Raw genomic sequence first — 13913 nt, forward strand, 5'->3', positions numbered from 1 at the left:
TAGACGTGTGCTGCCGATGGCAGGGTCATTCCGGCGGTGACTGCTCGTACCGAGCGAGGTCGTCGTCCGTCACGAAGTAGTTCTGCCCGCTTTCGGCGTCATATAGCAGAGCACCTCGCAGAATCGGATTGGAAGCGTTGAACACGTGCTTCTTGATGAGGACGCTCTCGATTCCGTACATTCCAGGGTCTTTCATCACGAGTGTGCTGCGGGTGACGAAGGTCAGTTCATCCATCATTGTGACCCCTATCTGGTTGTCATTGAGCAAAGTGCCGAGGTGTGAGGAAAGCCCGCACGGCCGGTTTCGCCAAGTTACCGGCACAGAATAGAGATGTTCGCTGCCTACGCCACCGGGCGGGCCCGACACGACAGAGAACCGCTGGTTCCCCCAGTCCGGCCCGTCCGTGTGGGGGTCGGTCGGGACGCCGTTCACGCGTAGAGGTAGCCTCTCGGGGCGGTGCCGCCATTGCCGCCGGAGCTACCTCCGCTGGCGTAGATGGTGGCCTCCTTCGCGGTGCTTGCGATGCCGTCGGTGCCGCTGAAAATGCGTTTGCCCCAGTCGGTCAGGGAGTTGGCCCTGAAGTTGTCGACCATGTCCAGGTAGCCGCCAGTGTTGCCGCTCCAGGACCAGCCCAAGTATCCCAGGCTGAGTTCCTCTGCGGTGGCCATGATCGAGTCCTCGTTGGGGTTGCCGTCGGTGTGCCAGTCGCCGAACTCACCTATCAGGATCGGCAATCCGGCGCTGACGAAGAAGTCGAGGTAGTCCCGCACCGTCTCGGCGTTTTCGTAGACCCCGTACATGTGGATCGAGAAGATCGTGTTCCGGTTGGGGTCGGCGTCGAAGACCGTGTGGGCGTGGTTGCGCATGGTACCCGAATAGTCCTGACCCCAGTTGGGGGCGTCGACCATGATGGCGTGGCGGAAGCCGGCGCCTCGCAGCTTCCGGATAGCGGCGCTGGTGTCGGAAGTCCAGCGCTCGTAATCCTTGTTGCCGTGCGGCTCGTTGCCGATGTTGATGACGACGTACTGCTCCTGGCCCTGCAGTGCTCCTCTGACCTTGATCCAGTAATCGGCGGCCTCGGAGAGCGTGGCGGCGCCGCTCACCTCGCCGTAACCGGTGGTGTCGTGCACCTCCAGCACGCAGATCAGCCGGTTCCGCTTGCACAGCCGGACGATGGTAGAGACCTCAGCGGTGCTGGTCATCGGCCAATGATGGCCGCTGGAGAGCACCACGCGGACGGTGTTGGCGTCCTTCGCCTTGATGTCGGAGAGGGAGCCCGTCCGGTCGGTGTACCAAGCGTGAGGATGGTTGACGCCGCGCATCACGAAGTCGTTGCCGTTGGCCTCGACGACGCGTCCGTTGCTGACGCGGATGCCGATGGCGGCCTCGGCCTCATCGGCGGCTCCGGACGTGGACGCCAGCGCCGTGGCCGCTTCCGTGGGCAGCAGATGCCTTGGTCGCTTCTGCATGTCCCCTCCTCAGATTTTTCTTCATGCTCTCTTTCAAGAGTGCCTCTCCTGAGCGGTGCCCGCAGGGAGGCCCGCGGGGTCTTTCGGCGAGCTGCGGACCAGGGGACAAGCAGTTCCGAGAGTCGGGAGCCTGTGGACGGTGGCTGGGTTGCTGTGCGGAGCGGTGCCGGGGCGTTTTGCGTCGGGCTCCTGGGAGGGCGACCCCGCGCTCCATGGCAGAGGACGGCACCATCCGCCCCATGCCTACTGGGGTGTTTGATCTTGGACACGCGAAACACTGGATTCTGAGGATCTGAGAACGGACATCTCTGGTCACGAAGCACTGCCCGCCGGAGTTCAAGGCGGATGCGGTCGTGCTGTGCCGGTCGCACCCTGAAGCGATGATCAGGCAGGTCGCGACTGATCTGGGAGTCAACCCGGAGACGCTGCGGAACTGGGTACAGGCGGCCGGGGCGAACCGGCCGAAGGGGTGTCGGACGGAGGGACCCGCGGAGCCGCCCACGCCGCTGGAGGCGGAGAACGCGGCACGGCGCAGGAATGTGTGCGACCTGGAGGAGGAACGCGAGATCCTGTGCAAGGCGGCGAAGTATTTCGCCGGGGGAGACGCACTGGTGAGGAGTCGTCAACTATCGGTAACTACTACCGGACTTGAATGTTGCCTTTGTAGTCAGCGATCACGTCTTGGAGGGCGTCGATCGTGCGGGGTGGGCGGGTTCGTCGGCGCTGGGGGATGGCTGCAGTGATGTCGGGGGCGGCGGCGTAGGCCAGCCAGGGGCATGGTTCGGTGGGCGTGGCAACTCAAGGTGTTGCTGTCCCGGCCGAGAAGTCAGGCCGTCAGGGTGAGGGCGACGGTGTTGCGGCGGCTCAGGACGGCGGCCAGGACGCGGTGGCGGTGCCCGGGGTTGTATCCGCGCCGGGTGAGGCCCCTCCTCTCTCCTGCTCCGCATCGGCCAAGACCCGACGGCAGGGCTCGAGTTCGTCCACGAGCCGGTCGAACAGCTCGCGGGACATGCCGGTCAGGACAGGATGCGTGAGCAGGTGGGTGGCTTCGGCCGGGATCGGCGGTGCCCTCGCACGGTCCGGCTAGGGTGGCGGTGCCATCTGACGTGCAGCCCGAGGTCGCCACGATGACGATCGCGGCCAGCACTTCGCGGTCGCCGTGCCGACGCAGGCCACCGCCCTGGGGCAAGATGCAGACGAGGTGCCGCAGTGCGATCCTGATACGGGAGTGCATCGCGAGTATTCACCTTCACGCGCGGGCATGGCTGTCGTGCTCTGCGCCGTCTACGTCAGCCCCGAGCTTGCAAAACGTACGACGCACGCCAGCAGGAGATTGCTGTAGCCGGAGCTTTCTACCACTCCTCAACCCGCAACTCCGCCAGACGCACTCAAAGGGACGGTTGGTTCCGGCCGAGATGTCATAGCGGGGTCGGGCAAGTCGACGCGGCCTCGTATGGAGGATCCGTGCAACGTCAATCCGGCTCCGCACCAGTCTGCTTGTGCCCCCGCTCTCTGGCCAGAGGACGCCCAGCTACCCGTTCCAACTGAACAACTCCCAGAGCGACTGGGACGAACTGGACGCAGTAGTCGAATACATCCGGACCGAGCGGAACGTCCCGCAGGTCGCGTGCTCGGCGGAAGCGTGCCCGTGCTGATCGCCTACGGGGAGTACGACACAACCGCGAACGCCACGCCGGACAGTGGCGATCCTCTGCTCACCTTCTCCGTTCCCGCGCTCTACGACGCCATCACCGGCCCGCACCGGCCCAAGTGAAGATGGCCTGTGCCGGACACCGGGTGGTCTGGGAAGGCCAGCACAAGAACCTGCACAACCTGTCAAAGCACTGGCTCAAGCACACCAAGGTCGACGGCAAGACCCAGGGCCTCTTCGACATGGCAGAGGACGGCACCATCAGCCCCATGCCTTAGAGGCCCTAACAGAAGTCGTTGATCATGTGACTTTTGGTGTGGGTGGTCGTTGGTCTGGTCGTGGGGAAACGTCAGTCGCGGCCATGGATCGTGTCGGATGAACTGTGGTCGCTCGTCGAGCCGTTGCTGCCCGGGCCGCCGCCGAAGGTGGTGGAGGGCAGACCTCGGGTGCCGGACCGGCAGGCGTTGTGCGGGATCCTGTTCGTGCTGCATACCGGCATCCAGTGGGAGTACCTGCCCCAGGAACTGGGCTTCGGTTCCGGCATGACGTGCTGGCGGCGCCTGGCCGCGTGGAACGAGGCCGGGGTGTGGGATGAACTGCACCTGGTGCTGCTGAGGAAGCTGCGGGCGGCGAAGAAGCTGGACTGGTCTCGGGCGGTGATCGACTCCTCGCACGTGCGGGCCGCTCGGCGCGGCCCAAAAGCGGGCCCAGCCCGGTCGACCGCGCACGTCCGGGCAGCAAGCACCACGTCCTCACCGACGCCCAGGGCATCCCGCTCGCAGTGTCTCTGACCGGCGGAAACCGCAACGACGTCACCCAGCTACTGCCCCTGCTCGACAAGGTCCCCGCCGTGTCCGGCCTCGTCGGCCGGCCCAGACGCAGACCCGATGCGCTCCTAGCAGACCGCGGCTACGACCACGACAAGTACCGGCGCCTGCTCTGGACCCGCGGCATCCGCCCGGTCATCGCCAGACGCGGAGAAGAGCACGGCAGCGGCCTGGGCATCTTCCGCTACGTCGTCGAGCGCACGATCGCCTGGCTGCACGGCTTCCGCCGACTGCGCATCCGCTGGGAACGACGCGACGACATCCACGAAGCCTTCCTCGGACTCGCCACCTGCCTGATCACCCACCGCCACGTCCAACGCCTTTGTTAGGACCTCTTAGAGGCCCTAACAGAAGTCGTTGATCATGTGACTTTTGGTGTGGGTGGTCGTTGGTCTGGTCGTGGGGAAACGTCAGTCGCGGCCATGGATCGTGTCGGATGAACTGTGGTCGCTCGTCGAGCCGTTGCTGCCCGGGCCGCCGCCGAAGGTGGTGGAGGGCAGACCTCGGGTGCCGGACCGGCAGGCGTTGTGCGGGATCCTGTTCGTGCTGCATACCGGCATCCAGTGGGAGTACCTGCCCCAGGAACTGGGCTTCGGTTCCGGCATGACGTGCTGGCGGCGCCTGGCCGCGTGGAACGAGGCCGGGGTGTGGGATGAACTGCACCTGGTGCTGCTGAGGAAGCTGCGGGCGGCGAAGAAGCTGGACTGGTCTCGGGCGGTGATCGACTCCTCGCACGTGCGGGCCGCTCGGCGCGGCCCAAAAGCGGGCCCAGCCCGGTCGACCGCGCACGTCCGGGCAGCAAGCACCACGTCCTCACCGACGCCCAGGGCATCCCGCTCGCAGTGTCTCTGACCGGCGGAAACCGCAACGACGTCACCCAGCTACTGCCCCTGCTCGACAAGGTCCCCGCCGTGTCCGGCCTCGTCGGCCGGCCCAGACGCAGACCCGATGCGCTCCTAGCAGACCGCGGCTACGACCACGACAAGTACCGGCGCCTGCTCTGGACCCGCGGCATCCGCCCGGTCATCGCCAGACGCGGAGAAGAGCACGGCAGCGGCCTGGGCATCTTCCGCTACGTCGTCGAGCGCACGATCGCCTGGCTGCACGGCTTCCGCCGACTGCGCATCCGCTGGGAACGACGCGACGACATCCACGAAGCCTTCCTCGGACTCGCCACCTGCCTGATCACCCACCGCCACGTCCAACGCCTTTGTTAGGACCTCTTAGAGGGCGCGACTGAAATGTTCAGAGCTGATGCCCCGATAGCAGAACATCATCGGTCAGATGATTGGCGGGCGCGCAAGTGCGGCGGTCTGCGCATGGCAGGACGATGCCGGGCGTAGCGAGTAGCGTGGAATTGGATGTGCTCGGAGAAGCCGGCACAGATTATGGAAGTTTCGGGCCCCCTTGCAGGCTCCGCTGACACGGATTGCGACCTCATGCACACCACGGGAGGAACCAATTGCGGTGTGAACGAGCAGTCTCAGACAGGCCCGGCAACATAGCAGGCGACCATGGCGGCGCCTGAGCGGGCCTCGGGGCGGGCGGCTGGCGACCAACAGGTCCAGGGGAGTTCCCTCCCCGCACCCCCGTCCATCTCCCTGCCCAAAGGCGGAGGTGCCGTTCGCGGCATAGGCGAAAAGTTCGCCGCGAACCCGGTCACCGGCACCGGAGCGATGACGGTACCCATCGCCACCAGCACGGGTCGCTCCGGTTTCGGACCGCAACTCGCGCTCTCCTACAACTCGGACGCGGGCAACGGGCCGTTCGGATTTGGCTGGAACCTGGCCTTGCCCTCGATCACACGCAAGACCGACAAAGGCCTTCCGCAGTACCGCGACGCCGACGAGTCCGACGTCTACATCCTGTCCGGTGTCGAGGACCTGGTGCCCGTACTCCGGCCGGACGGCACCCGTTTCGTCGACGACACCAGCGCACCCGGATATGTCGTACACCGGTACCGTCCGAGAACCGAGGGGCTCTTCGCTCGCATCGAACGCTGGACCCATGTCGCCACCGGCGATATGCACTGGCGTTCCGTCAGTGCCGACAATGTGACGACGCTGTACGGCACCGACAGCCGCTCCCGCATCGAGCGTCCGGCCGACCACCAGCCGTCAAAGGAATCGTCTCGCGTTTTCAGCTGGCTCATCTGCGAGAGCTTCGACGACAAGGGCAACGCGGTCGTCTACGAGTACGCGGCGGAGAACACTGACAATGTCGACCACTCTCTGGCAAGCGAACGAAACCGACTGCGCAAAGCGAACCGGTACCTTAAGCGCATCAAGTACGGCAACCGGGTCTCCCGGCTCGTCCAACCGGACCTGAGCCAGGCAACCTGGCTGTTCGAAGTGGTCTTCGACTACGACGAGGGTCACTATGAGACCGTCGATCCCGACCCGAGCCTGCCCTCGGCCGAGCAGCACCAGTTCGCCCGGGCTTCCGTGACGCCGGCCCATCCGTGGGCCGCGCGCCCCGACCCGTTTTCCTCGCATCGTGCCGGCTTCGAGGTGCGAACCTACCGCCGGTGCCGCCGCGTGCTGATGTTCCACCACATTCCCGACCTGCCGACCGGGGAGGACGGCTACGAAGGACTGGTCCGGTCCACCGAGTTCGACTATGCCGACCTCGACTACAGTCGACCGGTCTCCGTGGACGACGAACTGGCCCATCAGGGCAGTACCCGCATCGCATCCTTCATCCGCAGGGTCACCCAATCCGGATATGTCCGCGACGACAGTCAGCCCGCCGTGGTGCGCGGCGGTGTCACGTACGCCACTTATCTCAAGCAGTCGCTGCCGCCGTTGGAGCTCGAGTACAGCAAGGCAGTCGTCCAGGACGAGGTGCGCGATGTCGAGGCAGAACGCCCGGAAAGCCTGCCAGTCGGTTACGACGGCGTGTGTCAGTGGGTCGACCTGCATGGCGAGGGGATTCCGGGGGTACTCACCGAGCTGAGCGGCGGCTGGATCTACCACCGCAACCGCAGCCCGCTCCCTGACGAAGGCACCGACTCCACCGCCGCCCGATTCGGTCCGGCCGAACTGGTCGCGACCAAGCCGAACCTGTTCCTGGCCGGCGGGCGGGCACGGCTGGTGGATCTCGCCGGTGACGGCCACCTGGACCTGGCGATGCTGGACGGCCCCACGCCTGGTCTGTACGAGCATGACGACGACGAGGGATGGCTGCCCTTCCGCCCCTTCACGTCCTGCCTCAACCTCGACTTCCGCGACCCGAACCTGCGGCTCGTGGACCTCAACGGCGATGGCCACGCCGACGTACTGATCACCGAGGAAGATGCCGTCGTCTGGCATCCCTCGCTCGCTGAGCAGGGCTTCGGTCCGGCCACGCGGGTCACCCAGCCGCTCGTCGAGGAGGACGGCCCACGCCTAGTATTCGCCGACGGCACCCAGTCCGTTCATCTGGCCGATATGTGCGGTGACGGCCTGGCCGGCCTGGTGCGCGTCCGTAACGGAGAAGTCTGTTACTGGCCGAGTCTCGGTTACGGACGGTTCGGAGCCAAGGTCACTGTGGACAACGCGCCATGGTTCGACACCCCTGGCGCGTTCGACCAGCGCCGGATCCTGCTGGCCGACATCGACGGCTCCGGCACCACGGACATCATCTACCTGCACCACGATGGGCCATGCCTCTACTTCAACCAGGCGGGCAATCGGTTCAGTGATCCGCGTCGGCTGCGTGGGCTGCCGGCCACCGCTGACGGTGTCTCGGTCACCACGGCCGACCTGCTGGGAAACGGCACCGCCTGTCTGGTCTGGTCCTCACCCCTGCCAGCTGACCATCGCCGACCGATGCGCTACGTCGACCTGATGGGCGGCGACAAGCCCCACCTGCTGACCAGAGCGGTCAACAACCTCGGAGCGGAGACCAGAGTCCACTACACGCCCTCGACGAAGTTCTACCTGGCGGACCAGCGCGCCGGCCGCCCCTGGGTGAGCCGCCTGCCGTTCCCGGTTCACGTTGTCGAACGGGTCGAGACCTACGACCACGTCAGCCACAACCGGTTCGTCACCCGGTACGCCTACCACCACGGCCACTTCGACGGCGAGGAACGGGAGTTCGGCGGCTTCGGCATGGTGGAGCAGCAGGACACCGAGCACATCGACGCGCTGTCGAGCAGCGCCGCCTTCCCGGTCGGCACCAACGTCGACGCCTCCTCGCACGTGCCGCCGGTGCTCACCAGGACCTGGTTCCACACGGGCATCCACCTCGGCGGCGCGCACGTGTCGGACTTCTTCGCAGGGCTCTTGGACGCCTCCGACAAAGGCGAGTACTACCGCGAACCCGGGTTGACCGACGAGCAGGCGCGGGCCCTGCTGCTGACCGACACCGTGCTGCCCGCCGGCCTCACCACCGAGGAAGAACGCCAGGCGTGCCGCGCTCTTCGCGGCTCGGTCCTCAGGCAGGAGGTCTACGCCCTCGACGGGACCGGTACCGACGACTACCCCTACGGTCACCCGTACACCGTCTCCGAGCAGAACTTCACAGTTCGCCGGCTGCAATCACGCGCCGGCAACCGCCACGCGGTGTTCCTCACCCACGCCCGCGAGGCCATCACCTACGAGTACGAGCGGAAACCTGCCGACCCGCGCACAGCCCATGGCATCACCCTGGCCGTGGACGACTTCGGCAATGTGCGCAGCTCGGTGAGCATCGGCTACGGACGCCGCCAATCGGATACCTCGCTCCCGTCGGCCGATCAGGCACGACAGGCTCAGATCCTCATCACACACACCGAGAGCGACGTCACCAACGCCATCGACTCGACCTCCGACCATCGCACGCCGCTGCCCTGCCAGACGCGCACCTATGAGCTGACCGGGCTGAGCCTGCCGACGGGCCACCCCCGCTTCACCTTCGACGAGATCCGTGACGCTGTGGCGACGGCGGCCCCGCTCGATTACGAGGCCGCGCCCATCGCCGGGACCCGGCAGAAGCGCCTGATCGAACACGTACGGACGTACTACCGCCGCGACGACCTCACCGGGCCTGCCCAGTTGTGCGAGCTCCAGCCGCTGGGGTTGCCCTTCCAGAGCTACAAGCTCGCCTTCACCCCCGGCCTCGTCACCCATGTGTACGGCGACCGGGTCACCGACACCATGCTGGCAACCGAGGGCCGCTACGTGCACACCGAAGGTGACGCCAACTGGTGGGCGCCCCTTGGCCGGATCTTCTACTCACCGGACCCGGACGACACCCCGACCCAGGAGCTGGCGCACGCCCGACAGCATTTCTTCCTGCCGCACCGTCACCGCGATCCGTTCCACACTGAGACGGTCAGCACCGAGGGTGTGGCGACATACGACGCCTACGACCTTCTGCTGCAGGAGACCCGTGACGCGCTCGGCAACCGGGTCACCGTCGGGGAGCGCCACACCGACCCGACCAGTCCACCGGTCCGGCTCGCACAGGACTACCGGGTGCTGCAACCCGCGTTGGTCATGGATCCAAACCGCAACCGGTCAGCAGCCGTCTTCGACGCCCTGGGCATGGTCGTCGGCACCGCGCTGATGGGAAAACCGGAAGACGTACCGGCGCGGGGCGACCAGCTGACCGCGGCATTCCACGCCGACCTGACCCGGGCTCAGACCGACGCGTTTCTCGCCAACCCCCGAGGACCGCTGGCGGCCACCCTTCTGGATGGCGCTACCAGCCGCGTGGTGCATGACCTGACGGCCCACTGGCGCGAGCCCGACCCGGCACGCAAGCCACCGATCTCCATCGCCACGCTCGCTCGGGAGCAGCACGCCGCCGAGCTGGCCCCGGGCGGCCTCCCACGCATCCAGGTCGCCCTCTCCTTCGTCGACGGGTTCGGCCGGGAGATCCAGCAGAAGGTCCCGGCCGAGCCGGGACCGGTGCCGCAGCGCGCCGCCGACGGCACGATCATCATCGGCGCCGACGGGCAGCCGCAGCTGACCGCCCACGACATCGACCCGCGCTGGGTGGGCAGCGGCTGGACGGTGTTCAACAACAAGGGCAAGGCCGTCCGCCAGTTCGAGCCGTTCTTCACCGACACCCACCGCTTCGAGTCCGACGTGCGCATAGGGGTCAGCCCGGTGCTCCTCTACGATCCGATCGGTCGAGTGGTCGCGACCCTGCGGCCTGATCACAGTTGGGAGAAGACGGTCTTCGCCGCGTGGCGGCAGGAGACCTGGAACGTCACGGACACCGTGCTCGTCGCCGACCCTGCGGCCGACGTCCACGTGGGCGACCACTTCCGACGCCTCGAGCCCGCCGCATACCTGCCCACCTGGCACGCACTGCGCACCGACCCGGCGCATACAGCGGCGTTGGCGGCCCAGTACCCGGACGCGGACGACCGGGCCAACGAGACCCGAGCCGCACGGCAGACCGAGCTGCATGCCGCGACGCCGACCGTCACCCATGCCGACTCGCTCGGCCGCACCATTGTCACCGTGGTCCACAACCGGCTGCGCTACAGCGACGCGCCTGCCCCCCAGCCACCGGTCGAGGAGTTCCAGCGCACCAGCGTCGTCCTGGACGTCGAGAACAACCAGCGCGAAGTGACGGACGCAGTGAGCCGGGTCATCATCAGGTACGACCACGACATGCTGGGCAACCCCGTCCACCATGCCAGCATGGAGGCGGGCGAACGCCGGATGCTGCACGACGTGGCGCGCAAGCCACGCTACGCCTGGGACAGCCGCGGCCACCGCTTCCGCACCGCTTATGACGCGCTTCAGCGGCCGACCCAGTCTTTCCTGCGCGAAGGCGCGGGTGCCGAGTTGGTCGTCGAACGCAGCACATACGGAGAGAGTCGCCCCGATCCGCACCTGCGCAACACGCGCGGGCGGCTGATCGAACACCGTGACCAGGCCGGTGTCGTCACCACCGACGACTACGACTTCAAGGGAAATCCGCTGATCGGACGCCGTCGCCTCGCCCGGGACTACAAAGCCACCCTGGACTGGAGCAGCTCCCCGTCACTGGAGCCCGAGATTTTCACCAGCCGGACCAGGTACGACGCCCTCAACCGCCCCACCCAGTCGGTCGCCCCGCACAGCGACCGGCCCGGCACCGTGATCAACGTAATCCAGCCGACCTACAACGAGGCCAGCCTGCTGGAACGACTGCACGCCTGGCTTGACTCGCCCGCCGAGCCGACTCGCCTGCTCGATCCCGCCACCGCGACCCTCGCCGCGGTCAGGGACATCGACTACGACGCCAAGGGCCAGCGCACCTCCATCGACTACGGCAACGGCGTCCGCACCCGCTACCGCTACGACCCCCGCACCTACCGGCTGACCCACCTGCACACCCGCCGCGACCCGGCCGCCTTCCCGGGCGACTGCCCTGACATGGCCCCGGTGGGGTGGCCCGGCTGCCAGGTGCAGAACCTCCACTACACCTTCGATCCGGCCGGCAAAATCACCCACATCCGGGACACCGCCCAGCAGACCGTCTTCTTCCGCAACCAGCGCGTCGAGCCGGCCGCCGAGTACACCTACGACGCCGTCTCCCGGCTGATCGAGGCCACCGGGCGGGAACACCTGGGCCTGGCCGGAGGCGTGCCGAACCCACCGTCCCCGCACTCGTACAACGACGCTGCCCGCATCCCCGTACTTCACCCCGGCGACGGCAATGCCATAGGCCGGTTTGTGGAGCGATACGTCTACGACGCCGTGGGCAACCTCCTCGAAATGCGCCACCGCGGCACGGATCCGGCACACGCAGGATGGACACGCACCTACGCCTACGCCGAGACCAGCGGGCTCGAGCCCGGCCGGCCGAGCAACCGACTGACCAGCACCACCGTCGCCGGAGTGACCGAGACCTACAGCGCCGCGGGGGGCGGCTATGACACACACGGCAACCTGCTGCACATGCCGCACCTGAACACCATGCGGTGGGACGAGGACGACCGGCTGCGGATGACTCAACGGCAGGCGGTGAACCCCGCGGACGCCGACGGCGTACTGCACCAGGGCGAACGCACCTGGTATGTCTACGACTCAGGCGGGCAACGGGTACGCAAGGTGACGGAACTCCCCGGCGGCCAGGTCAAGGACGAACGCGTCTACCTGGGGGCCCTCGAAATCTATCGCGCCCACGGAGCGAACCCGCTGGTGCGAGAGACGCTGCACATCATGGACGACCAGCGGCGCATCGCCCTCGTGGAGACCCGCACCGAGGGATCCGAGCCCGGAGTACCCCGGCAGCGGATCCGCTACCAGTTCGACAACCACCTCGGCTCGGCGGTGCTGGAGCTCGACGACGCGGCGCAGATCATCTCCTACGAGGAGTACGCGCCCTACGGCAGCTCCACCTACCAGGCAGGGCGCGGCACGACAGAGGCGGCGAAACGCTACCGGTACACGGGGAAGGAGCGGGACGAGGAAAGCGGGTTCTATTACCACGGGGCGCGGTATTACGCGCCGTGGCTGGGGCGCTGGACATCGCCCGACCCAGCCGGACTGAAAGATGGAACCAATCGGTACGCGTACGTCCACAATGCCCCGACGCGGCTGGTCGACCCGTCGGGCACGCAGGGCGAGAGTTTCGAGGATCTCGACCAACCGATCAAGGAGTTGAACGAGAGCAACACGGTGCAGGACCTGCTCACGGACAAACGTGCTCCGTTGACGCCCCGGGGCAAGCCATGGGACATCAACACGAAGGAGGCACGCAAGTACGGCAACAAACAGGCCGCAGCACACCGAGCGGCCAGCGGCATGAACCAGGGTGCCACCGTCCAGGCGGGCCACACCGCTGCAGCCCGCCACGCCCCGGAGTCTGGCATCAGCGAAGCCGACTGGGACAGGCAACGCATGCAGGAGCTCCACAGCCGCAAAGGACAGGGCCTGGACGTCAACGTCCAGGATCAGACCGGCAAGCGAACGACAAGGACCCGCCACACCGCCCAGGAAGGGCTCATCGACGACGCGGTGGATCGAGCGAGGGCGGGCAACGGCGGCAAGCTCACACCGCAGGGGCAACTCGATGCGGCTGCCGAGGTCGACTGGCGCACGTCCAACGTCCCCATGGACCAGCGTGACGTCGAAGCAGTCCGCAAGGGCGGGGCGGCAGCACCAGAGAAGGGGCCGAAGGTCGGCCCGACGGGAGAGGTTGTCAAGTCGGAAACGGCTGCGTCCAAGGCCGTGAAGACAGAAGCCAAAGCGATCAAGGCCGGAACCGAGGCAATCGAACAGGGCGCGAAGGCAGGCGGGAAGAGCGCACTCAAGAAGCTCGGAACCAAGGCGCTCAAGGTGATCCCGTTCGTCGGCATCAGCGCGGGCGTCGCGTCGGCCGGATACGAGGCGTCCCAGGGCAACACCGGCACGGCCGCCCTGGACGCTGTCGGGCTGATCCCCGTGGCCGGTGACGTGGTGGACGCTGCCAGGCTGGGCGTGGCGGTCGGTGAGGTCGCCAACGAGGCGCTCGGCATCAGCGACGTGGCTGCCGAGCACGGCTCGGCCGTCGAAGGCGCGGCGAAGTCCCTCGGTATCAATCAGGACGCATCCATAATCATCGGGGCAACCGGAGCAGCCCTCAGCGCCATCACGATCGCCCCGAGTATCGCCATCGGCCGGACCATCTCTGGCTGGTTCAACTGAAGGATGTCAGGGCTGTGCGGCTTGGGCGCCACTATGCTCCTGACTCCCGATCTCGCTGGTAAAGCGTCTGTCCGGATCTGAGGACGGAATGCAGGAAGTGGTGTTCCTCCCTGCCGTACTCCTCGAGCTCCTCGGCCGTGACGAAATGCAGGTCGACTGGTACCGCCCAGCCGCCCAGGTAGGGTTCCACCTCCGATGCCCGTACCAGGGCGGGCGCGTCGGTCGGCATCACGACCAGCAGGTCGAGGTCGCTGTTCACGGTCGCCCGGCCCTTGGCGTACGAGCCAAACATGAGGACGCGTTCCGGACGGGCCACTTCAACGATCCGTCCGACGATGGAGTCGATTTCCTCGTCCGTCATGAGTCCAGTCA

Annotated in this window: 8 protein-coding genes and 3 pseudogenes; 6 read left to right on the forward strand and 5 right to left on the reverse strand. The window is 66.8% G+C overall.

The genetic code is table 11. The features are described from left to right. Window positions 1-25 precede the first annotated feature (25 nt). On the reverse strand, window positions 26-238 hold the full coding sequence (locus tag H4687_RS44680; protein WP_050399378.1) for a hypothetical protein: 213 nt from the start codon (window positions 236-238) through the stop codon (window positions 26-28). A gap of 191 nt (window positions 239-429) precedes the next feature. Next, window positions 430-1470: a glycoside hydrolase family 5 protein gene (locus H4687_RS44685; protein ID WP_050399379.1), complete on the reverse strand. Its 1041-nt coding sequence runs from the start codon at window positions 1468-1470 to the stop codon at window positions 430-432. A 308-nt stretch (window positions 1471-1778) separates the two neighbouring features. Between H4687_RS44685 and H4687_RS48795 the strand changes: the two are divergent. Continuing rightward, window positions 1779-1994 (forward strand): annotated as a pseudogene (locus H4687_RS48795) (transposase); the annotation flags it as partial. Between the two features lie 102 nt (window positions 1995-2096). Here the strand turns inward: H4687_RS48795 and H4687_RS48800 are convergent. Next, window positions 2097-2553 (reverse strand): annotated as a pseudogene (locus H4687_RS48800) (ISAzo13 family transposase); the annotation flags it as partial. Window positions 2554-2575: 22 nt separating this feature from the next. Beyond that, window positions 2576-2662: pseudogene (locus H4687_RS44695) on the reverse strand (IS5/IS1182 family transposase); the annotation flags it as partial. A 435-nt stretch (window positions 2663-3097) separates the two neighbouring features. Between H4687_RS44695 and H4687_RS44700 the strand changes: the two are divergent. From H4687_RS44700 to H4687_RS44720, 5 genes are all read left to right on the forward strand, one after another. Further along, complete coding sequence (locus H4687_RS44700; RefSeq protein ID WP_159026212.1) at window positions 3098-3244, forward strand: hypothetical protein; 147 nt, start codon at window positions 3098-3100, stop codon at window positions 3242-3244. Then, the gene (locus tag H4687_RS44705; RefSeq protein ID WP_159026211.1) at window positions 3241-3399 is read left to right on the forward strand and encodes a hypothetical protein; all 159 of its coding nucleotides are present in this window, start codon (window positions 3241-3243) and stop codon (window positions 3397-3399) included. The genes H4687_RS44700 and H4687_RS44705 overlap by 4 nt, the downstream gene beginning before the upstream one ends. 60 nt (window positions 3400-3459) lie before the next feature. Next, window positions 3460-4277 (forward strand): IS5 family transposase gene (locus H4687_RS44710; protein ID WP_167358665.1). Its coding sequence is split into 2 segments (ribosomal slippage): window positions 3460-3820 and window positions 3820-4277, totalling 819 coding nucleotides; the frame shifts between segments, so codons are not numbered across the junction. A gap of 70 nt (window positions 4278-4347) precedes the next feature. After that, window positions 4348-5165 (forward strand): IS5 family transposase gene (locus H4687_RS44715; RefSeq protein ID WP_167358665.1). Its coding sequence is split into 2 segments (ribosomal slippage): window positions 4348-4708 and window positions 4708-5165, totalling 819 coding nucleotides; the frame shifts between segments, so codons are not numbered across the junction. A gap of 297 nt (window positions 5166-5462) precedes the next feature. Beyond that, a complete protein-coding gene (locus H4687_RS44720) occupies window positions 5463-13541 on the forward strand; it encodes a SpvB/TcaC N-terminal domain-containing protein (RefSeq protein WP_046913444.1) in 8079 nt (2692 codons plus the stop codon). Window positions 13542-13572: 31 nt separating this feature from the next. On the opposite strand, the gene H4687_RS44725 is transcribed toward H4687_RS44720, so the two are convergent. Further along, window positions 13573-13902 carry a nucleotidyltransferase domain-containing protein gene (locus H4687_RS44725; RefSeq protein ID WP_046913445.1) on the reverse strand — a complete coding sequence of 110 codons (330 nt, stop codon included), beginning with the start codon at window positions 13900-13902 and terminating at the stop codon, window positions 13573-13575. Window positions 13903-13913: the final 11 nt, after the last annotated feature.

Origin of the sequence: Streptomyces stelliscabiei (genome assembly GCF_014873495.1) — a bacterium.
GTDB lineage: Bacteria > Actinomycetota > Actinomycetes > Streptomycetales > Streptomycetaceae > Streptomyces > Streptomyces bottropensis.